This window comes from Rhizobium sp. AAP116, assembly GCF_001295785.1.
Taxonomy (GTDB): Bacteria; Pseudomonadota; Alphaproteobacteria; order Rhizobiales; family Rhizobiaceae; genus Allorhizobium.
Genome location: NZ_LJIB01000002.1, coordinates 410,602 through 436,692 on the forward strand (window position 1 = coordinate 410,602; position 26,091 = coordinate 436,692).

The 26,091-nt window shown below is 62.1% G+C and carries 23 protein-coding genes and 1 pseudogene; 12 read left to right on the forward strand and 12 right to left on the reverse strand.

Features of this window, described 5'->3' with window-relative positions:
• Positions 1-62 precede the first annotated feature (62 nt).
• Positions 63-1,061 carry a P1 family peptidase gene (locus IP85_RS01955; protein ID WP_054147965.1) on the reverse strand — a complete coding sequence of 333 codons (999 nt, stop codon included), beginning with the start codon at positions 1,059-1,061 and terminating at the stop codon, positions 63-65.
• Positions 1,062-1,451: 390 nt separating this feature from the next.
• Between IP85_RS01955 and IP85_RS01960 the strand changes: the two genes are divergently transcribed.
• On the forward strand, positions 1,452-2,153 hold the full coding sequence (locus IP85_RS01960; RefSeq protein ID WP_054147966.1) for a phosphatase PAP2 family protein: 702 nt from the start codon (positions 1,452-1,454) through the stop codon (positions 2,151-2,153).
• A gap of 21 nt (positions 2,154-2,174) precedes the next feature.
• Here the strand turns inward: IP85_RS01960 and IP85_RS01965 are convergent, their stop codons facing one another.
• The 3 genes from IP85_RS01965 to IP85_RS01975 form a co-directional block, all read right to left on the reverse strand.
• The gene (locus IP85_RS01965; protein ID WP_054147967.1) at positions 2,175-3,107 is read right to left on the reverse strand and encodes an ABC transporter permease; all 933 of its coding nucleotides are present in this window, start codon (positions 3,105-3,107) and stop codon (positions 2,175-2,177) included.
• Positions 3,100-4,110, reverse strand: a complete 1,011-nt coding sequence (locus IP85_RS01970) for an ABC transporter permease (RefSeq protein WP_054147968.1) — start codon at positions 4,108-4,110, stop codon at positions 3,100-3,102. Before IP85_RS01970 ends, IP85_RS01965 begins: the two co-directional genes overlap by 8 nt.
• Positions 4,111-4,185: 75 nt before the next feature.
• A complete protein-coding gene (locus tag IP85_RS01975; RefSeq protein WP_054147969.1) occupies positions 4,186-5,892 on the reverse strand; it encodes a peptide ABC transporter substrate-binding protein in 1,707 nt (568 codons plus the stop codon).
• 321 nt (positions 5,893-6,213) lie between these two features.
• Here IP85_RS01975 and IP85_RS01980 point away from each other — a divergent pair, with 321 nt between their 5' ends.
• Positions 6,214-7,377 (forward strand): M20 aminoacylase family protein, encoded by a 1,164-nt coding sequence (locus tag IP85_RS01980; protein ID WP_054147970.1) that lies wholly within the window; start codon positions 6,214-6,216, stop codon positions 7,375-7,377.
• Between the two features lie 45 nt (positions 7,378-7,422).
• Positions 7,423-9,258, forward strand: coding sequence for an ABC transporter ATP-binding protein (locus IP85_RS01985; RefSeq protein WP_054147971.1), 1,836 nt, complete (start codon positions 7,423-7,425; stop codon positions 9,256-9,258).
• 45 nt (positions 9,259-9,303) lie between these two features.
• On the opposite strand, the gene IP85_RS01990 is transcribed toward IP85_RS01985, so the two are convergent.
• Entirely contained in the window at positions 9,304-9,792 is a 489-nt protein-coding gene (locus IP85_RS01990; RefSeq protein ID WP_054147972.1) for a hypothetical protein, read from the reverse strand.
• 158 nt (positions 9,793-9,950) lie between these two features.
• Between IP85_RS01990 and IP85_RS01995 the strand changes: the two genes are divergently transcribed.
• Both IP85_RS01995 and IP85_RS02000 read left to right on the forward strand, forming a co-directional pair.
• Positions 9,951-10,739, forward strand: coding sequence for a carbon-nitrogen hydrolase family protein (locus IP85_RS01995; protein ID WP_054147973.1), 789 nt, complete (start codon positions 9,951-9,953; stop codon positions 10,737-10,739).
• A gap of 64 nt (positions 10,740-10,803) precedes the next feature.
• Positions 10,804-11,517: a sulfate transporter family protein gene (locus IP85_RS02000; protein WP_054147974.1), complete on the forward strand. Its 714-nt coding sequence runs from the start codon at positions 10,804-10,806 to the stop codon at positions 11,515-11,517.
• A gap of 3 nt (positions 11,518-11,520) precedes the next feature.
• Here IP85_RS02000 and nth read toward each other — a convergent pair whose 3' ends face one another.
• Complete coding sequence (nth, locus tag IP85_RS02005) at positions 11,521-12,300, reverse strand: endonuclease III (protein ID WP_054147975.1); 780 nt, start codon at positions 12,298-12,300, stop codon at positions 11,521-11,523.
• 25 nt (positions 12,301-12,325) lie between these two features.
• On the opposite strand from nth, the gene IP85_RS02010 reads away from it, so the two are divergent.
• The 4 genes from IP85_RS02010 (at position 12,326) to IP85_RS02025 (ending at position 14,259) form a co-directional block, all read left to right on the forward strand.
• Positions 12,326-12,820: a DUF2244 domain-containing protein gene (locus IP85_RS02010; protein WP_054147976.1), complete on the forward strand. Its 495-nt coding sequence runs from the start codon at positions 12,326-12,328 to the stop codon at positions 12,818-12,820.
• 80 nt (positions 12,821-12,900) lie between these two features.
• Positions 12,901-13,785: a bifunctional helix-turn-helix domain-containing protein/methylated-DNA--[protein]-cysteine S-methyltransferase gene (locus IP85_RS02015; RefSeq protein WP_054147977.1), complete on the forward strand. Its 885-nt coding sequence runs from the start codon at positions 12,901-12,903 to the stop codon at positions 13,783-13,785.
• A 44-nt stretch (positions 13,786-13,829) separates the two neighbouring features.
• A complete protein-coding gene (locus tag IP85_RS02020; protein ID WP_054147978.1) occupies positions 13,830-14,066 on the forward strand; it encodes a ribbon-helix-helix protein, CopG family in 237 nt (78 codons plus the stop codon).
• Between the two features lie 4 nt (positions 14,067-14,070).
• Positions 14,071-14,259 (forward strand): type II toxin-antitoxin system RelE/ParE family toxin, encoded by a 189-nt coding sequence (locus IP85_RS02025; RefSeq protein ID WP_245280785.1) that lies wholly within the window; start codon positions 14,071-14,073, stop codon positions 14,257-14,259.
• A gap of 94 nt (positions 14,260-14,353) precedes the next feature.
• On the opposite strand, the gene IP85_RS02030 is transcribed toward IP85_RS02025, so the two are convergent.
• Complete coding sequence (locus tag IP85_RS02030; protein WP_054147979.1) at positions 14,354-15,331, reverse strand: sugar-binding transcriptional regulator; 978 nt, start codon at positions 15,329-15,331, stop codon at positions 14,354-14,356.
• 176 nt (positions 15,332-15,507) lie between these two features.
• On the opposite strand from IP85_RS02030, the gene tal reads away from it, so the two are divergent.
• From tal to IP85_RS02045, 3 genes and pseudogenes are all read left to right on the forward strand, one after another.
• Positions 15,508-16,464, forward strand: coding sequence for a transaldolase (gene tal, locus IP85_RS02035; protein WP_054147980.1), 957 nt, complete (start codon positions 15,508-15,510; stop codon positions 16,462-16,464).
• 106 nt (positions 16,465-16,570) lie between these two features.
• A pseudogene (locus IP85_RS02040) lies at positions 16,571-16,961 on the forward strand (GFA family protein).
• Positions 16,962-17,432: 471 nt separating this feature from the next.
• A complete protein-coding gene (locus IP85_RS02045) occupies positions 17,433-21,095 on the forward strand; it encodes a hypothetical protein (protein WP_054147981.1) in 3,663 nt (1,220 codons plus the stop codon).
• Positions 21,096-21,118: 23 nt separating this feature from the next.
• Here IP85_RS02045 and IP85_RS02050 read toward each other — a convergent pair whose 3' ends face one another.
• The 5 genes from IP85_RS02050 to IP85_RS02070 form a co-directional block, all read right to left on the reverse strand.
• On the reverse strand, positions 21,119-21,559 hold the full coding sequence (locus IP85_RS02050) for an SH3 domain-containing protein (protein WP_054147982.1): 441 nt from the start codon (positions 21,557-21,559) through the stop codon (positions 21,119-21,121).
• A gap of 148 nt (positions 21,560-21,707) precedes the next feature.
• Entirely contained in the window at positions 21,708-23,132 is a 1,425-nt protein-coding gene (locus tag IP85_RS02055) for a gamma-aminobutyraldehyde dehydrogenase (protein WP_054147983.1), read from the reverse strand.
• 69 nt (positions 23,133-23,201) lie between these two features.
• Entirely contained in the window at positions 23,202-24,017 is an 816-nt protein-coding gene (locus IP85_RS02060) for an ABC transporter permease (RefSeq protein ID WP_054147984.1), read from the reverse strand.
• Positions 24,007-24,957 (reverse strand): ABC transporter permease, encoded by a 951-nt coding sequence (locus IP85_RS02065; protein WP_054147985.1) that lies wholly within the window; start codon positions 24,955-24,957, stop codon positions 24,007-24,009. The genes IP85_RS02060 and IP85_RS02065 overlap by 11 nt, the downstream gene beginning before the upstream one ends.
• Positions 24,954-25,943: an ABC transporter ATP-binding protein gene (locus IP85_RS02070; protein WP_054147986.1), complete on the reverse strand. Its 990-nt coding sequence runs from the start codon at positions 25,941-25,943 to the stop codon at positions 24,954-24,956. Before IP85_RS02070 ends, IP85_RS02065 begins: the two co-directional genes overlap by 4 nt.
• Positions 25,944-26,091 lie beyond the last annotated feature (148 nt).

Below are 26,091 nucleotides of genomic sequence, written 5' to 3' on the forward strand. Positions count from 1 at the left end.
CACAGGGGAGAGTGGCCGCTGACCGCTCTGCCAGCCACACTGCTGTCCGCAGGGAGCCGAGATCACCCCCATCTGTCCCGCCAGGCCGGCTGCGCATCCGCGTAAGGCAGGGCGACGGCCTCGAACACGCCGCGCGCAATCGCCCGGGCCGTCACCAGCGTTGCCAGATGGCAGAGTTCCATGAGGTCGGCTGCCCCATTGCTATCCCGTCTGCCCGTCGAGGCTGTAAACATCGTGTCGCCGTCGGAGGGCAGATGGGCCGGAAGCACGGCGCGGACGAGGCCATCATGGGCGGCGATCGACAGGCGATGAAGCTCGGGCTTCGAGAGCGCGCAATCGGTCACGACGGCGCCGATGGTGGTTGCCGTCAGTCGCAGCCCCTTGATGCGCATCGCCCGATCTTCAACGGTCACATGAGCGGGCTGGCCAAGACCACCGAATTCTTCTCCCTCCTCAAAAGGGGCAGCCCAGAAATGCGGACTGTCACCAACCGTGACTGAACCCATGGCGTTGACGGCCACCAGCGCTGCGATTGTGTGGCCCGAGGACGAAATGGCGCTGGCAGAGCCCAGGCCACCCTTGAAATTGGCCGTCGTGGCACCCGTTCCGGCGCCAATAGTGCCGAGCGCGAAGGCCCCTTTCGCCGCGTTCTCAAAGGCCTTATAGCCGAGATCGCGATAGGGAGCATGCAGGCCCCAGTCCTTAGCTCCACCATTCAGCAGATCCATCAGGATCGCCTGCGGCACGATCGGCACCCGCACGGAGCCCACGGCAAAGCCACGACCCGCCGCGCGCAGACCCGACTGCACGCCGCCCGCCGCATCCAGCCCGAAGGCCGAGCCGCCTGAGAGCACGAAGGCATCGACCTGTTGCACTGTCATGGAGGGATCGAGCAGCGTCACGTCGCGTCCACCGGGCGCGCCGCCGAGCACGATTCCAGACGCTGTTGCCGGTTCGTCGAAGACAATCACGGTGACGCCGGAGCCGAGGGTGAGGTCTGTCGCATGGCCGACGGCCAGGCCGTCGATGTCGGTCAGGAGGTTGGACGGGCCTTGGGGCATGGGGCATGTCTCCGGATGTGCGGGCGGAGAGTGGCGGGGGTGGGCGACAAGATCAAGGCGGTTTTGGTGAGTAAGCTGATCGGCTCAAAGCCTGTGCCGTGCGGCTATGGCCTCTCATCCGCCTCCTGAACCTGTCGAAGGGCGGCACCCTCTCCCCGCAGGCGGGAGAGAAGACCGAGACGGTAACCGCGCCTGCCTCCCTCTCCCCGCCTGCGGGAAGAGGGTGGGGTGAGGGGCAAAGCCTGGCCCTCGGCGCGAGCGAACCGCCGCTGTCCGGAAAGGGAAGTATGGAACAACCGCGACCCGTCCACATTTGCTTCCCGCGACCCGGTTGACGCACGCGCCTTGCAACGCGATGTAGCCTCAACACCAACGATCAGGATCTTGCCCATGCAGCGCATCAAGCGCCATCTCACCCGCATCGTCTCGGTCGCCGAAGCCCGCGTCTGGCTGACCGCGCTGGTGGCGGCGCTTGTTGCCTATCTGCTGTTCGAACTGACGGGGGAAGTGCTGGAAGGCGAGACGCGTGCCTTCGACGAGAGCGTGCTGCTGATGTTGCGTGATACATCTGATCTCAGCATGCCGGTCGGTCCCGCCTGGCTCACCAAGGTGATGGTCGACATCACGGCGCTTGGCGGCGTGACCGTGCTGACATTGCTCGTGACCCTGGTCGTCACCTATCTGGCTCTGCGTCGCAAATTCCGCACGGCCGCTTTCGTCACCGTTTCGATCCTCGGCGGCTGGGCCTTGAGCAGCGCCATGAAGCTTGGCATCGCAAGACCACGGCCTGAAGTCGTGCAGCATCTGGTCGAGGTGTCGGACATGAGCTTTCCGAGCGGCCACGCCATGCTGTCGGCGATTACCTACCTGACGCTCGGCGCCATGCTGTCGCGCATCGAAGAGCAGCCGTCGCTGCGCTACTTCTTCCCGCTCGTTGCGGTGTTCCTCACCCTGATCATCGGCCTCAGCCGCATCTATCTCGGGGTGCATTACCCCACTGACGTGCTCGGTGGCTGGGCGGCGGGAACGGTCTGGGCATGTGCCAGCTGGTTTGCGGCGAGAAGGGTGTTGGGAAGGCCAAGTGGGCGCTAATGCGCCCACTTGGGGTTACCCTCAATGCTTAAGCGCCTTCGGATCGAGCGCATCGCGGATCGCGTCGCCGATATAGTTGACGCTCAGCACCGTCAGCGAGATCGCAAGGCCCGGCCACAAGACGCGGGACGGGTTGATCTGCAGGAAGTTGGCGCCGTCGAACAGTAGACGGCCCCAGGTGGGGAAGTCCGGCGGGAAGCCGAGCCCCAGGAATGAGAGCGCGGACTCGGTGATGATGGCGGTGGCGATGCCGAGCGTCGCCGAGACCATGATCGAAGACATCACGTTGGGCAGGATGTGCTTGATGATGATGCGGTGTTCGCGCATGCCGCTCGATTTCGCCGCCAGGATGAATTCCTGGCTCTTGATCGCCAATACGTCGCCGCGCACGATGCGGGCCGTGTGCATCCAGCTGGTGATGCCGATGACGAAGACGATCAGGATGAAGATGCCGGTTTCCGGGCCGAAGGCGGTGCGCAACGTGTCGCGGAACAACATGATGATCACCAGCAGCAGCGGCAGGAGCGGCAGCGCCAGGAAGAGGTCGGTCAGACGCATCAGAGGGCCGTCGAGCTTGCGGAAGTAGCCTGACAAGACCCCGACCAGCGTGCCGACGACCAGGGCCAGCAACATGGCCGCCATGCCGACGGCGAGCGAGATCTGGCCACCGGCGAGAACCTGGGCCAGCATGTCGCGGCCAAGGTTGTCTGTGCCGAAGGGATGCTCCCAGGACGGCCCCTGGTTCTTGGCACGGATGTCGAGTTTCGCCGGATCGATCGTGTGGATGTAAGGGCCGATGAAGACGGCGGCGACGATGAAGACGAAGACGATCAGGCCGGCAACGCCACCCTTGTGGGCGCGGAACTGGCGCCAGAGCATGGGCCAGAAGCTGCCGCTCTGAGGTCTTGTCTGTGGAGCCGGTGCACCGGTCGTCGCGATTGCGGCATCACTCATAGCGGATCCTCGGATCGAGTATGCCGTAGAGAACGTCGGCAATCAGGTTGAAGAGCACGATCAGGATCGCGAAGATGAAGGTCAGGGTCTGCACGAGCGGGATGTCGGCGCCCTGGATCGCAGTGATCAGCAACTGCCCCAGACCATTCACGCGGAAGACCTGCTCGGTGATGATGGCCCCGGAGAAGATCGTGGGAACGCCGAGCGCGATCACAGTCACGACCGGGATCAGGCTGTTGCGCAGGACATGCACGAGCAGCACGATCTTTTCCTTGACGCCCTTGGCACGGGCGGTGCGGACATAATCCATGTTCAGGTTGTCGAGCATGGAGGCGCGCACGAAGCGGCTGATCTGCGAGACGTTGAACAGCGTCAGCACAAGGACGGGCAAGAACATCTGCTTCACCTGGAGCACGAAGCTGTCCCAGCTGTTGACCACCAGTGTGGTATCATAGATCGACGGGAACCACTGGAGCCAGGAGGAGAAGACGACGATCAGCAGGACGCCGGTGAAGAAGGTCGGCACGGAGTAGCCGACCATCGAGACGAAGGTGCCGATCTGGTCGAACCAGGAATACTGGCGATAGGCGGAGATGACGCCGATCGGGATCGCGATCAAAACGCCGAAGAGGTAGGAGAGACCGACGACCCAGAGCGTCTGTGGCAGACGCTGGACGATCAGGTCAACCACGGGGCTGCGGGTCGCCCAGGAAAGCACGCGCATGCGCTCGCCGGAGCCGACGGTGATGCCGGTGATCTGTTCGAAGATGTTCAACGGTTCATTGATGAAGAACTGCTGCAGCCATTTGAAATAGCGAATTATGAAGGGCTGATCGAGGCCCATGGCCAGCCGGATCTGCTCGCGCACTTCGGGCGGAATGGTGAGCGGCAGGTCGCCCAACGGGTCGCTCGGTGCAAGGTCGAGCAGGGCAAAAATTATGAAACTGATGGCCAGTAGCGTCGGGACTGCGAACAGCAGTCGCCGTACGGTGAAGGTAAACATCGGCTGGGCTCCAGACTGTCGGCAAAAATGCGAACGCCGGGCCCGCCCGTGAAGGCAGGCCCGGCGCGAAGGGCATTACTTAGCGCGCGACCAGTCGGCGACGTTCCAGAGTTCCGAATCCCAGGCGTTCATCTTCACGCCAAGCAGCGTGTTGTTGACAGCCGACGGCTGACCGCGATGGATAAGCGGGATCTGGGCGACATCGTTGGAGAGCATGTCGTTCAGCTTTTTGGCGATTTCGGCACGCTTTTCGAGCTCGCCGGTCTGGCCGAGTTCCTTCACAAGCGCATCGTATTCCGGGTTGCAGTAGCGGACGATGTTTTCACCCTGCCAGCCATTGGCCGGGTTCGGGATCTTGTCGCACATCCAGCCCGCCATGTACTTCTCCGGATCCGTGCCGTCGAAGTTGTTGGTGTACATCTGTATGTCGGCCATGAACTTCTGGAAGGTGTCCGGAGAGGCCGGGTCACCGCCGAAGAAGACGGAAGCCGAGATGTTGCGCAGTTCGACGGAAACGCCGATCTGGCTCCACATGTCCTTGACCAATGCCTGGGTGCCCTGACGGACGGAGTTGGTCGAGGTCTGGTAGAGGAAGGAGAGCTTGACGCCGTCCTTCTCGCGGACGCCATCCGAGCCCATCTTCCAGCCGGCATCTTCGAGCAGCTTGTTGGCGCCTTCGATGTCCTGCTTCAGGCACCAGTCGACGGCGGTCGAGACATAGATATCCGGAGCGGGCAGGATGTTGCAGGTCGGCTGGCCGTTCGGGCCGTAGCCGGCTTCATCGATGATCTCGCGGTCGATAGCGATCGAGAGCGCGCGGCGCACGGCCGGGTCGGACAGTGCCGGGTGCGGGCCGGCTTCCTTGGTCGAGCGCTTGTCGCCGAGCGAGGGATCGACGCCGTAAGGGTTGATGTCGATACGTTCAACCTGGGTGCCGAAGGCGACTTCGATCTTGCCCTTGCCGGCAGCCATCATCTGGTCGAGGATTTCGGGCTCGACCTGCATGTTCCAGGCATAGTCGAATTCGCCGGTCTCGAGAACCGAGCGCGCTGCGGAAGCGGCGTCACCGCCACCCTTCAGGGTGACCGAGGCGAAAGCCGGCTTGGCGGCGTCGCGGTAGTTCGGGTTGGCGGTGAAGGTCACGACGTCATTCGGCTTGAATTCGTTGACGACGAAGGGGCCGGTTCCAATCGGGCCAAAGTTGGCGGCCGTGCATTCCGGCGCCTTGGCGCCAAGGCAATCCTTGAACTGGGCTGCCTGGATGAGCGGAGCCTGTGCGCCGACAAAGGCGCTGTAGGGATAGGGCTTGGCATCGGCGAAGGATACCTTGATGGTGGAGGCGTCAACGGCTTCCACGTTGGTCACGCCTTCGAAATAGGCACCCTGGGCGCAGCCGCCGTCCGGTGCCGTGCAGTATTTCCAGGTGAAGATTGCGTCTTCGGCCGTGACGGCCGAGCCGTCGGACCATTTCAGGTCAGGCTTCAGCTTCCAGGTGATGCTCTTGAAATCGGCTGCTACGCCGCCGTTTTCAACAGTCGGGATTTCCGTGGCCAACATCGGCACCAGTGCGCCGGTCTCGTCGTAGCGGGCGAGCGGCTCGATGACCATCGAGGCTGCGTAAACTTCCTTGGTTCCCCCCGACAGATACGGGTTCATCGTCGAGACGGCCTGCCAGAAGATGATCTTCAGGTCGCCGTCCGTGCCGCGTTCGGCCATTGCCGGCGCTGCCGTCAGCGCGAAAGCGGCAGCCGACGCCGCCAGCATCATTTTGCGAGTGTTCATGTGCTCATTCCCCATTATTTTTGTTTGCAGGCATGATGGAAGACCGATCTGCCGGCCAGCGATGTGGCCAGCCCATTCGCGAAATGTCAACCACCTATCTTCTTGGTATTGCAGGAAAGTTTTCCAATCTGAGGCGCTCCGCGGAGTCGCGCAATGCGTTCCCGAACAGCCCAGTATCTGTCGGGTTGGCTAAAATTTAGGCCATGTAATCACAAGCCTATTTTCCATGCAAGACGGAATTTTGCGGCTTGCCAAAGCTGCGCATCGCGGCACAGTATGCGCGAAATCCTGCGGGGAACAACGACAAAAAGAGGTTACTTCATGCCAGTGCTCAACCGCGCCAGCGAACTCCAGCCCGAAGTCGCTGAGTGGCGCCGCCATCTGCACCAGAATCCCGAACTCCTGTTCGACGTGCATGGCACAGCGGCCTTCGTGGCCGAGAAGCTCGAGGAATTCGGCTGCGACGTAATCGAAACGGGGATCGGTCGGACCGGCGTGGTCGCGATCATCAAGGGCAATCGCGGCGATGGGCCGGTCGTCGGCTTCCGTGCCGACATGGATGCACTGCCGATCCACGAAATGTCCGGCAAGGCCTGGGCCTCCAAGACGCCCGGCAAGATGCATGCCTGCGGCCATGATGGCCACACGGCCATGCTGCTCGGTGCGGCCAAATATCTCGCCGAGACCCGCAATTTCCGCGGATCGATCGCCGTGATCTTCCAGCCGGCCGAAGAGGGCGGCGGTGGCGCGCGCGAGATGGTCGCCGATGGCATGATGGAGAAATTCGGCATCCGCCAGGTCTATGGGATGCATAACCATCCCGGCATGGCGGTCGGCACATTTGCCACCAAGAAGGGACCTGTCATGGCCGCTGCCGACCAGTTTGACATCGTGGTGGAAGGCCGAAGCGGTCATGCCGCCCAGCCGCACAAGAGCATCGATCCGGTGTTGGCAGCTTCACAGGTGGTTGTGGCACTGCAGTCGATTGCCGCCCGCGAGACAGATCCGCTTGGCTCAGTGGTTGTCACCGTGACGAAGATCCACGGGGGCGATGCCTATAACGTCATTCCCGATGCCGTAACATTGTCCGGTACCGTTCGCACGCTGATGCCGGACATGCGCGACATGGCCGAGGCCCGAATCGGCGAGATTGCGTCCGGCGTCGCGATGGCCATGGGGGGCAAGGCGACGCTGCGCTATCACCGCGGTTATCCGGTCACCGTCAACCATGAACCGGAGACCGAGTTCGCGCTCGATATCATGCGCAAGGTGGCCGGGGACCATGCCGTCAGCGATGCCTTCCCGCCGGCGATGGGTGCTGAGGATTTTTCCTACATGCTCGAAGCGCGGCCCGGCTCGTTCGTCTTTATCGGCAATGGCGATACGGCCAACCTGCACAACTCCGCCTATGACTTTAACGACGAGGTGATTCCCTATGGCATCAGCTACTGGGTGACGCTTGCCGAAACGGCACTCGCCGCCTGATTACACGACCACATCTCGACACAGATAAAAACAGGGGAACGGGATATGGCTGTGGTGGAACAGGCAACAGAAGCAAGCAGGGCGCCGGTGCTGTCGGTGCGGGGTCTGACGACCTCGTTCAGGGTCGGCACCGAGTGGCGGTCTGTGGTGCGAAACATGGATCTCGACGTCGCCTCGGGAGAGACCGTGGCGATCGTCGGCGAATCGGGGTCGGGCAAGAGCGTGACCTCGCTGTCGATCATGCGGCTTCTGCCGGAATTGACGAGCCGCATCGCGGGGAGTGTCAAACTGGAGGGGCGCGAGCTTCTGACGCTCGATGCCGAGCAGATGCGCCAGGTGCGCGGCAACCAGATCTCGATGATCTTCCAGGAGCCGATGACCTCGCTCAATCCGATCTTTCCGATCGGCAAGCAGATAGCCGAGGCCATCACGTGCCATCGCGACATCTCCAATGCAGAGGCAAAGACCGAGGTCTTGCGGCTGCTCGACCGCGTCCGTATCCCGAACGCCAAGAACCGCTTCGATGAATATCCGCACCAGTTCTCCGGCGGCATGCGTCAGCGCGTGATGATCGCCATGGCGCTCGCATCCCGGCCGAAGCTGCTGATCGCCGACGAGCCGACCACCGCGCTCGATGTCACCATCCAGGGCCAGATCCTCGACCTGATCAAGACGCTTCAGGACGAGGAGGGCATGGCGGTGCTCTTCATCACCCATGACATGGGTGTGGTGGCCGAAGTGTCGGACCGGACCATCGTCATGTTCCGCGGCGAGGCCGTGGAAACGGGGACGACGGACGACATCTTCAATCGTGGCCAACATCCCTATACGCGCGCATTGCTGTCCGCCGTTCCGAAGCTCGGATCCATGGGCGGGCGGGAGCGGCCGATGCGTTTCCCGGTCATCGATATCAAGACCGGGGCCACGCTGGTGCCGGAGGCGGAAGCCGGAGTTCCGGAAAAAGCGAGCCAACCACTGCTGGAGGTGAAAAACCTCACCACCCGCTTCGACATCCGGTCCGGCCTGTTCGGGCGCAAGAGCGGCGCTGTGCATGCGGTCGAAAACGTCTCCTTCACCCTCAAGCCGGGTGAAACCTTGTCCCTGGTCGGCGAATCGGGTTGCGGCAAGTCCACAACGGGCCGCTCGATCACCCGGCTGGTTGAGCCGACTTCGGGTCAGATCACGGTCGACGGTTACAATGTTGGCGGCCTCGACGAGGCTTCGCTCCGGCGCATGCGTCGCAGCATCCAGATGGTCTTCCAGGATCCCTTCGCCAGTCTCGATCCGCGCATGAGCGTAGGGCAGGCGGTGATGGAGCCTTTCGTTGAACACAAGCTCGGTTCGAAAGCCGAAGCGCGCGACAAGGCCGCAGACCTCCTGGAGCGGGTGGGGCTCTCGGCCGACATGATGCCGCGTTATCCACATGAGTTCTCGGGCGGTCAGCGCCAGCGCATCGCGATTGCCCGCTCGCTGATGCTCGATCCGAAGATCATCGTCGCCGACGAAGCGGTCTCGGCGCTGGACGTGTCGATCAAGGCGCAGGTCTGCAATTTGCTGCTCGATCTGCAGCAGAGCTTCAACCTCGCCTATCTCTTCATCAGCCACGACATGGCAGTCGTGGAGCGGGTCAGCCACCGGGTCGCCGTGATGTATCTCGGCGAGATCGTCGAGATCGGTCCGCGTCAGGCTGTCTTCGACAATCCGCAGCATCCCTACACGAAAAAGCTGATGGCGGCGGTGCCGGTGCCGGATCCGGCGCGACGCAAGCTCAAGCGCAATCTGTCGACCGACGAGATCAAGAGCCCCATTCGGCCCGCGGGCTACCAACCGCCTGCGCGCCAGTACCGGGAAGTGAGCGAGGGGCATCTCGTCCAAGTGTGAGAGATTGTTGCTGCCGGCCTTTTTCCCGTGTTCTGAGGCGGTTGCTTACGGGGCGGGCGCGTCGCCGAAGCCGACAAGGGTCACGTGTGCCGTCCAGTCATATTTCGTCGCATCGATGATCTGTGGACGCGGATGGGAAAAGCCGTGGTAGAGCAGGGGGAAGCACCGCGTGATGCTTTCGCCCGGCGCCAGAACCTGATTATGACGGAGAGTACCGCGATAGGCGGTGCCGGCTCTTTCCGCCTGTTCTCCGATCAGGTCAAAGGCAATGCGGTTGACCATGTCGCCGGAAGAATTGGTGAGTGTTGCAGCCAGCGGCAGGGCCGGATCAAGGCAAGTCTCGCCGTCGGCTCCGACATCCACTGTGACGGCCGAGACAGCGCCTCTCTGGCTTCTCGACTGATTGTCGCTGAAGATCCAGATCACGGTGCCGACGACAGCGATCACGCCGGTCAGCGCGATCGCCCAGGGGCGGCGCCTGAGATAAAGCTCTATCAGCAGCAAGGCTACGGCGGCCGTAACGACAAAAGCCATCAGGACAAGCCTGCTTCGATCACATGTTCCATTTCCTAAAGATAAGGTCCGAGACAAGAAAGGCAACCTGGTGCGGCTTGCCTTGGAGTTGCCGCTTGCCTCCGCTAGGCATGCAGCACTAACGTTCCAACCCAGACTCTGACGCAGACAGGTGCATCATGCTGATTTCGCTCTATCAAATGCAGCCGCTTTCCGGCGATGTTCCGGGCAATATCGGCAAGATTGCCCAAGCTGCCATGGCGGCGGCAGAAATGGGCGCGGAGCTTCTTGTCACGCCCGAACTCGGCACCAGTGGATACGCACTCGGTTCGCAGTTCAAGGAAGTGGCGGAAGGGCGCGATGGTTTGATCATTGGCGCCTTGATGGAAATTTCGGCCGATTGCGGGCTTTCGATCTGCGCAGGTTTTCCCGAGCGCGACGGCAATCATGTCTTCAATTCCTCTGTGCTTGTCCGGCCGGACGGCAGCACGGAGTTCTACCGCAAGAGCCATCTCTATGGCGAGGGTGAGCGCGCGGCTTTCGTGCCAGGCTCGGAGGCTCCGCATGTCTTCGATCTCAACGGTATCAAGACCGGAATGCTGATCTGCTACGACGTCGAGTTCCCGGAGAATGTGAGAACGCTGGCGCTGGCCGGTGCCGAATTGATCCTCGTGCCGACCGCGTTGCCGGAAGGCATCATAAGCCGACGCGTTGCCGATACGGTTGTACCGACACGCGCGTTTGAGAATGGCGTCTTCGTCGTCTATGCCGATCTCTGCGGAGAAGAAAATGGGCTCACCTATGGCGGTCGGTCGGTGATCCTCGGGCCAGATGGCGACGAGCTGGCGCGGGCCGGCATGCGGGAGACGCTACTTGTCGCCGAGATCGATCCCGCCGCCTATGACGATGCCCGGGCGCAAAACCCCTATCTCACCGACCGTCGGCCGGGCCTTTATCGCCTCGGCTGAGATTGCGCATTGCAGCGGCAGCTTCGGCCTCCTACATCACGGCTGTTGATGAAGGAGGCCACCGATGATCTTTGACGCTGCCGTGCTGTCGCTGCGCAATCTTTTTGCCCCGGAGACCCGCACCGTCTTCTGGAAGACGCTCGGCCTGACGATCCTCGTTTTGATCGGCCTGTGGTTCGGGCTGCGCGAGACTTTCATCGCCTTCATCATGCCTCTGGTCCAGGGCGTCGTCCCGGAACTGCCGGACTGGGCGGGCTGGCTCACCTTCATCTTCGGCATTCTGGCCAGCATCGGGCTGGCGCTCGGATTGGCACTCTTGCTGTCACCGGTCACGGCGATCATTGCCGGTCTGTTTCTCGATGATGTCGCCGAAGTCGTGGAGAAGCGCGATTATCCCAGCGACCCGCCGGGCAAGGCCATGCCGATGGGACAGGCGATCGTCGCCTCGATCAAGTTCTTCGGCGTGGTCGTCGTCGGCAACCTGATCGCGCTGATGCTGCTCTTCATCCCCGGCATCAACATTCTCGCCTTCTTCCTGGTGAACGGCTATCTGCTCGGCCGGGAATTCTTCGAGTTCGCGGCCATGCGGTTCCGCAGTGTCGAAGAGGCGAAACTTCTGCGTTCCCGCCATTCGGGCACCGTATTCATGGCGGGCCTGGTGATTGCGCTTTTCCTCGCGGTGCCGATCGTCAACCTGCTGACGCCGCTCTTTGCCGCGGGCCTGATGGTGCATCTGCACAAGGCGCTCGCCGCGCGGGACGTGGCTCTCGCCCGTTGAGCCTTATTCGACGGCGCTGATTTCCTGCGGCGGCAGTTCGACCAGCGGGGCCGGTACAACGCAGGTCTTTTCCGGCGATTTGCAGATGTCAGCGATGACGCATTTCTCGCATTCGGGGCGCCTTGCCTTGCAACAGTAGCGCCCGTGCAGGATCAGCCAGTGATGGGCGTGGAAGAGATATTCTTCGGGGATGATCCGCATCAGGATCTCCTCGATCTCATCAGGCGTCTTGCCGGGCGCGAGCTTGATGCGGTTGCCAATTCTCAGGATATGCGTGTCGACGGCCATTGTGGGTATGCCGAAGGCCATGGACATCACGACGTTTGCGGTCTTGCGGCCCACACCCGGCAGCGTCACCAGTTCCTCGCGGGTGCGCGGCACGACGCTTCCGAAATCGTCGACCAGCTTTTGGCTGAGCGCGATGACGTTCTTCGCCTTGTTGCGGTAAAGCCCGATGGTCTTGATGTAATCGCGGACCTTTTCCTCGCCGAGATCAAGCATCTTTTCCGGTGTGTCGGCCACCTTGAACAGCGCCCGCGTCGCCCTATTTACGCCAGCGTCCGTTGCCTGGGCGGAGAGCGCCACGGCAACGACAAGCGTGAACGGGTTGACGTGTTCCAGCTCGCCCTTGGGCTCCGGCCTCTGGATCGAGAAGCGGCGGAAGATCTCTTCCAATTCGGCCTTTGAATAAGCCGTGCGACGGCGTGTCGCCGGCTTGCGTCGGGTCGCAGGATTTGACTTTTTCAAAGTTTGGGTGCTGGATTTCGGCTTCGCTTCAGTCATGTAAAACCTATAGTCGGGCGTGGTGATGGAAGGCAATCTCGAGCAGGCGGCGGACCAGCCGATTTTCGCAGCTGAACTGACACCCTACCGGTCGCTCGGTCGCAAGGGGTATCGTATCCTCTTTGCCATCACCGGGACCGTGTGTCTCGTCCATGCTATCTTCTTCATGGCGACCGGTGCCTGGCCGATCGGTATCTTCTTCGGCATAGATTTTCTCCTGCTCTACGGTGCCTTCTGGCTGAATTATCGGGCTGCCCGTGCGCGAGAAGAGGTGACGGTGTCTCGGACCAACCTCTCTATCCGAAAATTCACACCCGCCGGCCGGATGACCGAGCACAGCTTCAAGACGCTTTGGGCGCGGTTTTTCGTGCACCGCCATGATGAGTTTGGCATCACATCGATGGTGGTCAGCGGCGAGGGCCGCGGCACCGATGTCGGCTCCTTCCTCAACCCCGATGATCGCGAGAGTTTCGCCAAGGCCCTCACGGGGGCACTCGCGATGGCCAAGCAGCGGATCTGAGTGCCAGACATTACTGCAAGAAACGGGTGGCGTCGAAGGATTGCCCGTGGTGAAGTCCTGTTCAGATTGAGGATTTCGCCATGACGCTTGCGCAACAAATCAACCTTTCCGGCTCCACCGACATCACGCCGTCAGGTTCGGACTATGAGACCGTGCGGCAGGTAATCGAGATGCTGACGCTCGACTACCAGAGCCAACCATCGCTGGAGGTGATCGCCGAGCGGCTGGGCCAGTCGCCGACGCAGTTGCAGAAGACGTTCACCCGCTGGGCGGGCCTTAGTCCCAAGGCCTTCCTGCAGGCCGTCACCCTCGATCATGCCAAGCGGCTGCTGGGTCGCGAGGAATTGCCGCTGCTCGAGACATCTTTCGAGCTCGGCCTCTCCGGCCCGGGACGCCTGCATGATCTCTTCGTCACGCATGAGGCGATGAGCCCCGGGGAATGGAAGGCGCGCGGCGCCGGCCTCACTATTCGTTATGGCTACCACCCTTCGCCGTTCGGGCTGGCGCTTGTCATGATCACCGAGCGCGGGCTGGCGGGGCTCGCCTTTGCCGATGCGGGCGGCGAGGTTGCCTGTTTCGACGACATGGCGCAGCGCTGGCCGAATGCGCGTTATGTCGAGGACGTGGATGCGACCGCACCCTATGCGGCGCGCGTCTTTCACCCTGAGCGGTGGTCGTCGGAGGAACCCTTGCGCGTCGTGCTGATCGGCTCTGACTTCCAGATCCGCGTCTGGGAGAGCCTTCTCCAGATCCCGCTTGGCAAGGCGGTCACCTATTCCGACATTGCCCAAAAGATCGGTCAGCCGACCGCGAGCCGTGCCGTGGGGGCTGCCGTCGGACGCAACCCGATCTCGTTTGTCGTGCCCTGCCACCGGGCACTCGGCAAGAGCGGCGCGCTGACCGGCTATCACTGGGGGCTGACGCGCAAGCGGGCGATGCTGGGCTGGGAGGCGGGGAAGGGGTGAAGCGCGATGCTTTTCTGATGGCTGCTTCTGTGAGAGACTGAGCCATGCGCAACACGGTTCAAATCCCTGAAGACATTAGCCGACGGATCGACAGTTTGGTCGAGCGGAGCAATCTGTCCCGCGATCAGATCGTAGAGGATGCGCTGTCTCAGGGGCGCTCGCTTGCCTGGCAGGAGCAGTGGGTGTCTGGTGTGACGGAAGGGCTGGCGGAAGCCGAGCGCGGCGAATTCGCCAGCGACGCGGAGATCGAGGCCGTCCTGAACAAGTACGGCTCCCCTTAAGGCTATGCGTATCGTCTGGACGCGGCGTTATCTTCGAGAGCTCGCGGCCATCGGCGACTACCTCGGCGAGCGCAACCCTGCTGCCGCCGCGCGCATTGTGCGGTCAATTCACGGGCGGACGCTGGGCCTTTTGACGCAAAATGCTTTCCTGGGACGGCGCGGCGAGATTGAGGCACGCGCGAACTGGTGCTAGCCGATCTTGGATACATCGTCGCTTACCGCGTGCGGGACGATCATGTCGAAGTTCTCTTCGTTCAGTATGGCACCCGCGCCTGGCCGGAACAGCTCTAGCCTCCCAGCCCCAACAACTCCCGCGCCGCCGCCTCGTCCGTAATTAGCGTATTACACCCGATCCGCCGAATCGTCGCTCTGATCGCCTTTGCGCGATGCGCGCCGCCTGAAGACAGCACGATGTGCTTGGCCTTCTTCAGCGTGTCCAAATCAACCGACATTACCCGCTCGTTGATGGGGTGGGCGACGGAGTTTCCTTCGGCGTCGAGGAAGTTGAACATGGTGTCGCAAACGCAGCCCGCGTCGACCAGTTCTGTTAGCGTCCGATGGCTGATGAAGCCTTCGGAGAGCGAAGTGGAATGCGGGCCGATGTCGCCGCAGGAGACGATGGCGAGGTCGAGGTTCTCGGCGAGGTCGTAGATCGCCTTCAGTCCGCATTCCTCGATCAGTGCCCGCTTCGTCGTAACCGAATCGACGAGCAGGGGTGCGAGGAACATGTAGCATTCGGCGCCGAGCTGGCTTGCCAGCCGCCAAGTATAGTCGATCGGGTTGGTCTGGCGGACTGCCACGATCCCGCCGAGCAGCGAGACGACCTTACAGTTCTCCCGGCCGGGCGACCGGAAACCGGCGAGCGAAGCCGTCATGGTGCGGCCCCAGCCGACGCCGATCGTCATGTCGTTGGTGATGGCTTCGGTCAGGAACTGGCCGAGGGCGAGACCGACGGCTTTGGCGATCGAGGTGGCATCCTGGCTGTCCGACGAGGGCACGACGACGGCCTCGTCGAGGCCGTAGGCCTTTTCCAGCCGCACGGCGAGATCAACGCAGTCGGCGACGCCATCGCTGATCCAGATCTGGACCTCTGCTCGCTTTCGGGCTTCCTCCAGCATGCGGATGACCGTCGAACGACTGATGCCGAGACGGTCGGCCACATCCTTCTGAGTCAGACCCTCGTTATAATAGAGCCAGGCGGCACGGATGCGCAGCGCGGCTGCGTCCGAAAGGGTGGTGTGGGTCTCGCGTCGGAGCTTGGCCAAGATCTCTCTCGAATGGGGAACTTCCAGCGGGCACTATCCGTTCTTGTGGTACTTATGTCAAATTCAAAGGACATATGTCTTGACTTTGCCGTCTGCGGATGGCGATAGTCCGGGCAACGAGACCGGCGTGCAAATGCCGGTCCCCAACTCTTTTCGCGCAGCCGAAGGATAACCCGATGACCTCGAAACTCGAACAGCTTCGTTCCATGACGACCGTCGTCGCCGATACCGGTGACATCGAGGCCGTCCGCCGTCTGAAGCCTGTCGATTGCACAACCAATCCGTCGATCGTTCTGAAGGCGCTCGGCACCGACGCGTTCCAGGATGCGTTTCAGGAAGCCATCACCTGGGGCAAGGCCAAGGGTGGCCAGGATCATGCCGTGATCGGCGCGATTGCCGATCGCATGGCGATCTCTGTCGGTGCTGCCTTGGCCGAACTGGTTCCGGGCCGCGTATCGACCGAAGTCGACGCCGATCTCTCCTTCGACACCAAGGCTTCGATCGACAAGGCGCATCAGATTGTCGCCGGCTACAAGGAGCGTGGCATCGAGAAGGACCGCATCCTGATCAAGCTCGCCTCCACCTGGGAAGGTATTCGCGCTGCCGAAGTGCTGCAGAAGGAAGGCATCGACTGCAATCTGACGCTGCTCTTCTCCAAGGCCCAGGCGATTGCCTGCGCCGAAGCCAAGGTCTTCCTGATCTCGCCTTTCGTCGGCCGTATCCTTGACTGGTACAAGAAGTCGACCGGCGAGGACTACACGTCCGAGACAGATCCCGGCGTTGTCTCGGTGCGCTCGATCTATAATTACTACAAGGCGAACGGCATCGGCACGATCGTCATGGGCGCCTCCTTCCGCAATGCCGGCGAAATCGAAGCGCTGGCCGGTTGCGACCGCCTGACCATCAGCCCGCAGTTGCTCGACGAGCTGAACGCGGACCAGGGCGCGCTTGCCCGTGCGCTGTCGCCGGATACGGTCAAGGCCGAGCCGCTGGTTTCACTCGATGAAAAGGCCTTCCGCTGGGCGATGAACCAGGATGCGATGGCGACTGAGAAGCTCGCCGAAGGCATTCGCGGGTTTGCCAAGGATATGGATACGCTGCGTGGCCAGATCGCCAAGGCACTGACTGCCTGATCAGGTAGCCGATCCGATACTCCGGAGTTGGGAAATGGCCGTGGCGCAAGCTGCGGCCATTTTTCATGTGTTGCAGACTGCTGGTACGCATCCAGGGAGGAAGACCATGGCGATCATGACGGGCGGTTGCGCCTGCGGCAAAGTGCGGTTCGAAGCGGAGGGCGAGCCGGGTCGCGTCGGCATCTGCCACTGTCTCGACTGCCGCAAATACCATGGAGCCCCGTTCCACGCTTCAGCTATCTATCGCGATCATCAGGTGACGATCACCCGTGAGGCGCAGCTGTATGACGGCCGCTATTTCTCCGACCTGCGGCTCGCGGGTCTTCAATCAGAGCGGCGAGGAGGTGGAAGTGAATCTCGGATCGTTCGACGACATCAATGAGTTTCAGCCGAGCTACGAGCTTTGGACGATCCGGCATGAGGACTGGCTGCCGGCATTTCCGGTGGCGCACCGATACGAGCGGGACCGGCCGGAAGAGTGGCGCGGGGAAGAGTGAAGCACGGGTCTCCTCGCGATCAAGATGAGGGAAAGTTGTGCGGTTCGCCTGCTGCGGCAGCATCGCATCAATCGCGGGTAAAGCATGTTTGATCCGACTCTGGGCTGCAGAAAATTCTGCCTTAATGATTGACGAAGGGTTAATTTCTGCGCCATATCACACGAATGACGCGCCTCCGAATCCGCATCGGATTCGCCGGGGCGAGGGGCGGGATTTTCCGGCTGGGGTCATTTTGATGGCGAGGGAAGCAGAGATCAGCTCTGCTGCATGATGCCCAATCCAACGCCAGGCTCTGCAGAGCCATGTTTTCACTGAGATTGCGTCCGCAACAGTACTGCCAGATGTCGCCCGTTCTTCTACGCGCGCCTCGCAGGAACCGCGGGGCCATCGAGTCACCCTAAGGGGAGGCACGAGCCCTTTGTTTGGCCGCATTGCGTTTTTTTGAACAACAAGTCATTAGGGCGGGCGTTGATGGCTACGATTATTCCTTCGGTGAGTATCAGTCAGATCAGGACGCTGGCGACCTCGGCCATAGCGGCATTTACCAGCGAAGACGTCAATGCGCTCAGCTCCGCGCAGATCGCCGCATTGTCGTCGAAGCAGATATCTGCCTTCCAGACAGACGATTTTGACGGGCTTTCATCCAGTCAGCTGCGTGCGGTCTCGGTCGCTGCGGTGCGCGGCTTGACCATCGATCAGCTCGCTGTCATCGACAGTGCCAAGATCATCGGGCTCCAGAGCCGTCAGCTGGGTGCGCTTTCTTCCGCCCAGATTAGAGCGCTTTCGCCCGAACAGTTCGATGCCCTGTCGACGTCCCAGCTGGCAGCGCTGACCAGCGTGGCGCTTGCCAGTCTCGAAACGGAGGATATCGCGACCCTTACCTCCACAGAGCTTTCTGCTCTGTCCACGCGCGCTCTATCCGGTCTGTCCTCAGCCAATTTCGCTGTGCTCACAAGCAGTCAGCTCTCCGGGCTGACCACAGCTCAGATCGCGTCTCTGTCCACCACTGTGATTGCTGGCCTGACCAGTGGCCAGATCGACGGTCTCTCCGCGCTGCAGGTCTCGGGTCTGACCTCGCGCCAGATTCCGGTGCTGACCACGGATGTAATCGCCTCCTTCGATACTGACCAGATTGCCGCCCTGAAGAGCAGTGCGGTGGCGGCTCTGTCGTCGGGACAGGTGGCAGCACTTTCGACGCAGCAGGTCGAGGTGTTGACGACCGGCCAGCTTGCCGCGCTCACGTCCGCCGGGATCAAAGGCCTCGGTTCTGATGATATGGATGTGCTGTCTGCGGATGATGTCGCCGCTATCGCGACGCGAAGCCTGGCTGGCCTTTCGGTCGACGTCTTTGCGTCACTCGGTTCCGAACAACTTACAAGCCTGGCCTCAGGCAAAATCGCTGCCTTGACCACGGCGCAGATCGCATCCCTGACTTCGGACCAGGTCAATGGTCTGACCCCCGCCCAGCTTTCCGGTCTGTCGAGCGCTCAAGTGAACGCGCTCAACTCTGGTACACTGCTTTCGTTCAGCACACTGCAGATCAGCGGCCTGTCCACTCGCGTGATCGCCATGCTGGGGTCAGCCAAGATCGCTGCGCTCGACAGCGCGCAGGTCGCTGCTCTCTCGACCTTGCAGATTGCCGCCCTGTCCTCGGCGGGCGTGGCCGGGCTCGGTATCGATGATCTCGCGACCTTTTCCTCGACCGAATTTGCTGCCCTGAATTCCCGTGCGCTGCAGGGGCTGTCCGCAGTCCAGATCGCAAGCCTGCTATCGGCTCAGCTGAGTGCTTTTTCCACCGGTCAGATCGCGAGCCTGAAGACCGCTCAAGTGGCTGCGCTCGACAGCAATCAGATCGGCGCTTTGAGTACCGGCCAGATCGCGGCGCTTAACCCCGCTCAGGTTGTTGCACTCGGCAGCGTCAATATCACCACGCTTTCGACAGAGCAGGTGGCAGCACTGAACAGCCGCGCCGTCGGTGCGCTTACCAGCGCACAACTCGATGCGATGACGAGCGACCAGATCGAGGCGCTGACGTCCGCACAGATTGCAGCCCTGTCGTCGAGTGACGTCGCGGCTCTGTCGTCCGGCGACCTGGAAACGTTCTCCACCATCGAGTTTGCCGCACTCAGTTCCACCGCCATCACTGGCATCTCCACGGCTGTCATTGGTAACCTCTCGACCACGCTGATTGCCGCGATGAACACGCGCGCCGTTGCAGCACTCAGTTCAGCGCAGATTGCCGCCATGACCTCGGCGCAGATCGCCGTCCTGTCGAGCGCCCAGATTGCAGCATTGTCCTCGACTTCGGTCGCCGCGCTCGGGGCCGATGACCTCTCGACCTTCGAGTCTGTCGACATTGCCGCCCTGCAGCCCCGTTCGCTCGCGGGACTGACGACCAGCGCGTTCGCCGCATTGACCTCAAGCCAGCTCATTGCACTTACCTCGGCCCAGATTGCAGCCCTTTCGGCCGCCATTGTCGGGTCGCTGAGCACTAGTCAGCTGGATTCCTTCACCACGGACCAGATCGCGATCATGTCTTCTGGCCAGATCGCGGCGCTTTCGAATGATGCCCTTGCGTCGCTCGACACGGCGCAGATCAGGTCGATTAGTACCCGTGGCATCGCAGCTCTGACGTCACAACAGGTGGCTGCCCTGAGCACGGCGACGTTCGATGCCCTGACATCCGCGCAATTGGGTGCGCTGAGTTCCTCGGCTATCCGCGCCCTGACGGTCGGCGCTGTCGGGACCCTGACGTCTTCCGAGATCGCCGACCTGCCCTCCCGTGTTATCGGGGCGCTTTCGACCAGCGGCATAGCGGCTCTCACATCTGACCAGATTTCCAGCCTGACCGGCGTCCAGGTTGCTGCCCTGACAACGGCGCAAATCGATGTCCTGACCAGCGATCAGATCGACGCCCTTTCCACGGAAGCCGTCGCCGGCCTCACCAGCACCCAGCTTCGGTCGCTGACGCCCGAGCAGTTCGGTTCTCTGTCCACCGACCAGATGCAATCCTTAAGCACGCGTGCACTCGCTGACCTTGGCAGCACTCTCTGGGCTGCGGTCGCCACTGCGGAATTTGCGGCCCTTTCGACCTCGCAGCTGGCAGCGCTCGGCAGCGCGGCGCTCGGTAGTGCCCAGCTCGATACGCTAACCTCTTCGGAACTCGCTGTACTGAGCACCCGGACCATTGCCTCCATCACACCAACATCTTTCACGACACTTGATACCGCCCAGCTCGCGGGGCTCACATCCGCGCAGGCCGCAGCGCTGACCACGGCGCAGATCGCCGGCCTGACCAGCGCGCATTTTGACGGTATGACGGCTGCCGCAATCGGTGCTCTGACCAGTACGCAACTGCGGGCACTCACGACGGATACATTCGGCTCGCTCTCCACAAGCCAGGTGGCCGCGATCAACACCCGCGCCTTTGCTGGCCTCGAGTCCGCGCAGATAACGGCGTTGTCCTCCGAGCAGATCGGTTCTCTGACCACAGCCCTGTTGGCATCGCTCTCCAGTGGGGCTATCGCCGGCCTCACGACAGAAGACCTTGATGTGCTCGAATCGACCGATATCGCCGCCATCAGTTCGCGAGCGATTGCGGGACTGTCGACGGCGAACGTCGCAGCCCTCGACAGCGCTCAGCTTGGTGGATTGACCACGGCGCAGGTGAGTTCGCTGACGACAGCTCAGGTCCGGGCCCTCACGTCGGACCAAATCGTCAGCTTCTCGAGCGGCCAGTTTTCAGCTCTGACGTCTGCGCAAATCCGCAACCTGTCGACTAACAGCATCGTCGCATTGGGCACTGATAAAGTCGCCGCGCTGAACTCGCGGATTATCGGTGCGCTGTCCACCGAGCAACTTGTTGCCATGACCACGGCACAGATCGAGGCTCTGACCCCTGCTCAGGTTGGCGCCCTCGGTTCGGCCGCGATCCGTGCCCTCGAAGGTGCAGACCTGCAGCTCTTCTCCACGGAAGACATAGCCGCCATTGGCACGTCGGCAATTTCCGGCCTGTCGACCGATGATATCGATGATCTCAGCACCGCCCAACTCCTTGCTTTGACGGCTCCGCAGGTTCAGGCAATGAACGACTCCCAGCTGGCGGCGGTGATCGCTGCTTATCAGGAGATCTGAGGCAGTAGATCAGGAATTGTCGCTCAGGGCCTTCTCGGCCTCGGGAAGGGATCGATGATGATCTCCGGTTCGAAGGACGGATTTCGCACGTCGTCCTGCGGCGCGAAGCCGCTTTCCTCGAGCAAAAACCGTCCATCGACCCAGCCTGAAATGCGGGGACGGTCGACGGTGGCTATGCGGCACCAGTAGCCGCCACGACTGTCCTTGCAAGAGAGGCGTTCGATCGGCTGGCCCTCGTCGAGCGCGTGGATGACCCGGAAATTCGGTCCGGCGCCGGAATAGACGGCAAGGCGCTGGCCAGGGGGCAGGCCACGGACATGCCAGAGATAGGTGTCCATCAGCGCTCCGCCGCCATCGAGGTTTGGAGCGGGGATGACTTGCGGTTCCTGAGCATGCGCGACCAAGTTGGCACCTACCATCCAGGCGAAAGCAGTCAGGATCATCATCGTGGCGCGGTGGTGCATGCGGGGCTCCCTGAAGTGCTCAGCACCATACCGGCGGCGGCGTGATGCCGCTACCGCTTTGCTGTGTCAGGGTAAATGCCAACAGCCAAAAGGGAAGGGGCCACCGAGATGACCCCTTCCCCTTATCGCCCGCAGGCCCCTGCAAAGCTCAATGCGCAATCATCACATGGCGGACGGTCGTGTAGTCTTCCAGCGCATAGACCGACATGTCCTTGCCATAACCCGACTGCTTCATGCCGCCATGGGGCATTTCGTTGCAGAGCATGAAGTGGGTGTTGATCCAGGTGCAGCCGTAACGCAGCTTGGCGGCAGTCTGCATGGCGCGAGAGATGTCCTTGGTCCAGACGGAGGAGGCAAGGCCGTAGTCGCTGTCGTTTGCCCAGGCGACGGCCTGTTCGGCTTCGGTGAAGCGGGTGACGGAGACGACCGGACCGAAGACTTCGCGGCGGACGATTTCGTCGTCTTGCGTCGCGCCGGCAATGACTGTTGGCGTGTAGAAGAAGCCCTTGTCCGAGCCCAGCTTGCCGCCTGTCACGACTTCCATGTGCTTGTGTTCGGCGGCGCGGGTGACGAAGCTTTCGACGCGGTCGCGCTGGCGCTTTGAGATCAGCGGGCCGATCTCGTTTTCAGCATCGTCGGCCTGGTTGAACTTGATCGTGGAGACGGCGCTCGCGAGATCGGCAACGAAGCGGTCGTAGATCTTGTCGGCGGCATAGATGCGGCAGGCGGCGGTGCAGTCCTGGCCGGCATTGTAGTAGCCGAAGGTGCGGATGGCGGAGACGGCGGCCTCGATATCGGCATCGTCATGGATGATGACCGGGGCCTTGCCGCCGAGTTCCAAATGCGTGCGCTTTACCGTCTTGGCGGCTGCCGTCATGATCTTCTTGCCGGTGGCGATATCGCCGGTGATCGACAGCATCTGGATTTTTGGATTGTTGATCAGAGCGTTGCCGACGCTCTCGCCGCGGCCGACAATGACATTGACCACGCCTTCGGGCAGGATGTCGGCCATGACCTTGGCGAGCTTGAGCGCCGTCAGCGGCGTCTGCTCGGAGGGCTTGAAGACGATGGTGTTGCCGCCGGCCAGCGCCGGTGCGAGCTTCCAGGCCATCATCATCAGCGGGTAATTCCAGGGCGCAATCGAGCCGATGACGCCCACGGCATCGCGGCGGATCATCGAGGTGAAGCCTGGCAGGTATTCGCCGGAGACCGGGGCCTGCAGCGTGCGGATTGCACCGGCAAAGAAGCGGTAGCAATCGACGATCGCCGGGATCTCATCGTTCAGAACGGCGTTGATCGGCTTGCCGCAGTTGAGGCTTTCCAACGCTGCGAAGGCGGCTGCGTCTTTTTCGATCGCGTCGGCGATCGCCAGCAGGTAGCCGGCGCGCTGGCCGGGCGTCGTCTGCGACCAGGAAACGAAGGCGCCTTCGGCAGCGTCGACGGCCGCCTCGACTTGGGCGAGCGAGGCTTCCGGGAGATCGACGATCAATTCGCCGGTCTTGGGGTTCAGGATCTTCTCGTCCGTCTCTGTGCCGGCTTCGAACTTGGCGCCGATCAGCATCTGGGTGTCCATGTCGTTCTCCCTTTTATCAGACTTCAATTGCGAGACCGGCGGCCAAGGCCGCACGGCTTAGGTGGTTCATCATTTGCCGCTGCCTGCGATCTGGTCGGTATCGCGGGTCAGATAATAGGCTGCCAGGATCGGCAGGAAAGTGACGATCACGACGATCATCGCGACCACATTGGTCACCGGGCGCTGGCGTGGGCGGATCAGTTCTTCCAGCATCCAGATCGGCAGGGTCGACTGCTGGCCGGCGGTAAACGTGGTGACGATGACCTCGTCGAAGGAGAGCGCAAAGGCAAGCATGCCACCGGCCAGAAGCGCCGTTGCGATGTTCGGCAGGATCACATGGCGGAAGGTTTGGAAACCATCGGCACCAAGATCCATCGAGGCCTCGATCAGCGAGCCGGAGGTGCGGCGGAAGCGGGCGACGGCGTTGTTGTAGACAACGACGACGCAGAAGGTGGCGTGGCCGAGAATGATCGTCCAGAAGGTGAAAGGGATGTCCGCCAGCGAGAAGGCCGAGCGGAGCGCAATGCCGGTGATGATGCCGGGTAGTGCGATCGGCAGGATGACGAGCAGCGAGATCACTTCTCGACCGAAGAATTTCGTCCGCGCGACGGCTGCGGCGGCGAGCGTGCCGAGTACCATGGCAATGACGGTTGCGATGCTCGCGACCTTGACCGAGAGCGTAAGCGCTTCCCAGATATCCGGGCGGTTCCAGGCGACGGCAAACCATTTGGTGGTGAAGCCCGGTGGCGGCCACTGGAAGCTCTTTTCCTCCGTCGTGAAGGCATAGACGAAGATCAAGAGGATCGGCAGGTGCAGGAAGGCGAGGCCGGCGCCGGCGGCGATCTTGAGCGACAGGCCTGCGGACTGAGAGCGGTCAGAGCGCATCGAAGGCCCCCATGCGTTTGGCGATGGTCAAGTAAATGCCCATGATGACGATCGGCACCACCGAGAAGGCGGCGGCAAGCGGAATGTTGCCGGCGGTGCCCTGCTGGGCATAGACGGCCTGGCCAATGAAGAGGCGCGAGGTGCCGACGATCTGCGGGATGATGTAATCGCCCATGGTCAGCGAGAAGGTGAAGATCGAGCCGGCGACAATGCCGGGCAGCGCCAGCGGAAAGAGCACATGGCGGAAGGTCTGGCGGCTATCGGCGCCGAGATCGCCCGAGGCTTCGATCAGGTTGCCGGGCACACGTTCAAGGGCCGCCTGGGTCGGCAGGATCATGAAGGGCAGCCAGACATAGACGAAGACGATGAAGGTACCGAGATAGCTGATGGAGAGCGAATTGCCGCCGATGACGGGGATGGCGAGCAGTCCATCGAGTAGCCAGGTCAGATGCAGCTTGGCGAAGATCCAGGTGAGGATGCCTTCCTTGGCGAGGATCAGCTTCCAGGCATAGACCTTGACGAGATAGCTCGACCAGAGCGGTAGCATGATGCCGAGATAGAAGACGGCCTTCCAGCGGCCTTTGGCATAACGTGCGGCGTAATAGGCGATCGGGAAGGCGATGACGGCGGAAGCGAGCGTAACAGCGGCCGACATCAGCAGCGTGCGCAGGATGATGTCGAAATTGGCCGGGCGCAGCAGTTCGCCATAGGTCGCCAGCGTGAATTCGTAATTGATCAGGCCGGAGAATTCATCGATCGAGAAGAAGCTCTGCAGGAGCAGCGCAAAGAGCGAGCCGACATAGATGATGCCGAGCCAGAGCAGGGGCGGCACCAGCATCAGAACCAGCAGCAGGTTGGGCCTCCGCCAGAACAGATCCGAGAGCCGCCCCATCAGGCCCTGACGGCCAGGGGTGATGGCAGATGTGGAGATCGCCGTCATGCGCCGGCCTCCATGTAATGTGGGTCGGCAGGCGACCAGACGATGCGGATGCTTTCGCCTGTTTGAGGCGCGGCTTGGCCGGCGGGTAGCGAGATGGTGAGTGCGGCCACTGCCGTTTCGACGAAGAGCTTGGTCGAGGCGCCGAGGAAGCTGGTCGAGCGCACCGTCGCCTCGATGCCGCCTTCCGAGACGATGCGGATGGCTTCGGGGCGCAGGCTTGTCCAGCAGGCCTCGCCGCCCAGCGCCTTCATCGCTTCGGGCGCAATCACATTCGAAGAGCCGACGAAATCGGCAACGAAGCGGGTGCGGGGGCGGTTGTAGATCTCGTACGGGGTGCCGGCCTGGACGATCTTGCCGTCATTGAAGACGGCGACCCGGTCGGCCATCGAGAGTGCTTCGCCCTGGTCATGGGTGACGAAGACGAAGGTGATGCCGAGCGAGCGCTGCAGGCTCTTCAGCTCTTCCTGCATCTGCTCGCGTAGCTTGAGATCCAGTGCGCCGAGCGGCTCGTCGAGAAGGAGGACCTTGGGTTTGTTGACCAGCGCACGGGCCAGCGCCACGCGCTGCCGCTGGCCGCCGGAGAGTTGGCCGGGCTTGCGGGCGCCGTAGCCGGGGAGCTTTACCATCTCCAAGGCTTTCTCTGCCTCGCGGTGGCGCTCGGCTTTGGCGACGCCCTTGACCATCAGGCCATAGGCGACGTTGTCGAGGATGTTGAGGTGGGGGAAGAGGGCATAGTCCTGGAAGACCGTGTTGACGTTGCGCCGATAGGGCGGCACGCCCTCGGCGGTTTCGCCGAAGATCTCGATATGGCCTGCGGTCGGCTGTTCGAAGCCGGCAATCAGGCGCAGGCAGGTCGTCTTGCCGGAACCTGAAGGGCCGAGCATGGCGAAGAATTCGCCTGGCTCGACGGTCAGGTCGACGGCATCGACGGCTTTCACGCTGCCGAAATGGCGCGAGACCTTCGAGAAGGAGACGGCTGCGGTCATGGGGACTCCAGAGGTATGTGAGGTGTGCCGCCGACAGGCGGCCTCTTCTCCCCAGCGGGGAGAAGTGCCGAGCATAGCGAGGCGATGAGGGGGGCCGAAGGCCAGGAGGCCCCACGAGAGGCTAGAGGCTTCGCCTCCCCCCCCCCCC

What these genes read in the sequence shown, in the direction of transcription:
- IP85_RS02050 (WP_054147982.1), bottom strand. Translation starts at nt 21,559, where the DNA reads ATGCACCACCGCGCCACGATGATGATCCTGACTGCTTTCGCCTGGATG.
- IP85_RS02015 (WP_054147977.1), top strand. Translation starts at nt 12,901, where the DNA reads ATGACGCTTGCGCAACAAATCAACCTTTCCGGCTCCACCGACATCACG.
- IP85_RS01990 (WP_054147972.1), bottom strand. Translation starts at nt 9,792, where the DNA reads ATGGCTTTTGTCGTTACGGCCGCCGTAGCCTTGCTGCTGATAGAGCTT.
- IP85_RS01960 (WP_054147966.1), top strand. Translation starts at nt 1,452, where the DNA reads ATGCAGCGCATCAAGCGCCATCTCACCCGCATCGTCTCGGTCGCCGAA.
- IP85_RS01975 (WP_054147969.1), bottom strand. Translation starts at nt 5,892, where the DNA reads ATGAACACTCGCAAAATGATGCTGGCGGCGTCGGCTGCCGCTTTCGCG.
- IP85_RS01980 (WP_054147970.1), top strand. Translation starts at nt 6,214, where the DNA reads ATGCCAGTGCTCAACCGCGCCAGCGAACTCCAGCCCGAAGTCGCTGAG.
- tal (WP_054147980.1), top strand. Translation starts at nt 15,508, where the DNA reads ATGACCTCGAAACTCGAACAGCTTCGTTCCATGACGACCGTCGTCGCC.
- nth (WP_054147975.1), bottom strand. Translation starts at nt 12,300, where the DNA reads ATGACTGAAGCGAAGCCGAAATCCAGCACCCAAACTTTGAAAAAGTCA.
- IP85_RS01970 (WP_054147968.1), bottom strand. Translation starts at nt 4,110, where the DNA reads ATGTTTACCTTCACCGTACGGCGACTGCTGTTCGCAGTCCCGACGCTA.
- IP85_RS02025 (WP_245280785.1), top strand. Translation starts at nt 14,071, where the DNA reads ATGCGTATCGTCTGGACGCGGCGTTATCTTCGAGAGCTCGCGGCCATC.
- IP85_RS02070 (WP_054147986.1), bottom strand. Translation starts at nt 25,943, where the DNA reads ATGACCGCAGCCGTCTCCTTCTCGAAGGTCTCGCGCCATTTCGGCAGC.
- IP85_RS02010 (WP_054147976.1), top strand. Translation starts at nt 12,326, where the DNA reads ATGGAAGGCAATCTCGAGCAGGCGGCGGACCAGCCGATTTTCGCAGCT.
- IP85_RS02055 (WP_054147983.1), bottom strand. Translation starts at nt 23,132, where the DNA reads ATGGACACCCAGATGCTGATCGGCGCCAAGTTCGAAGCCGGCACAGAG.
- IP85_RS01985 (WP_054147971.1), top strand. Translation starts at nt 7,423, where the DNA reads ATGGCTGTGGTGGAACAGGCAACAGAAGCAAGCAGGGCGCCGGTGCTG.
- IP85_RS02065 (WP_054147985.1), bottom strand. Translation starts at nt 24,957, where the DNA reads ATGACGGCGATCTCCACATCTGCCATCACCCCTGGCCGTCAGGGCCTG.
- IP85_RS02045 (WP_054147981.1), top strand. Translation starts at nt 17,433, where the DNA reads ATGGCTACGATTATTCCTTCGGTGAGTATCAGTCAGATCAGGACGCTG.
- IP85_RS01965 (WP_054147967.1), bottom strand. Translation starts at nt 3,107, where the DNA reads ATGAGTGATGCCGCAATCGCGACGACCGGTGCACCGGCTCCACAGACA.
- IP85_RS02000 (WP_054147974.1), top strand. Translation starts at nt 10,804, where the DNA reads ATGATCTTTGACGCTGCCGTGCTGTCGCTGCGCAATCTTTTTGCCCCG.
- IP85_RS02060 (WP_054147984.1), bottom strand. Translation starts at nt 24,017, where the DNA reads ATGCGCTCTGACCGCTCTCAGTCCGCAGGCCTGTCGCTCAAGATCGCC.
- IP85_RS01995 (WP_054147973.1), top strand. Translation starts at nt 9,951, where the DNA reads ATGCTGATTTCGCTCTATCAAATGCAGCCGCTTTCCGGCGATGTTCCG.
- IP85_RS02020 (WP_054147978.1), top strand. Translation starts at nt 13,830, where the DNA reads ATGCGCAACACGGTTCAAATCCCTGAAGACATTAGCCGACGGATCGAC.
- IP85_RS01955 (WP_054147965.1), bottom strand. Translation starts at nt 1,061, where the DNA reads ATGCCCCAAGGCCCGTCCAACCTCCTGACCGACATCGACGGCCTGGCC.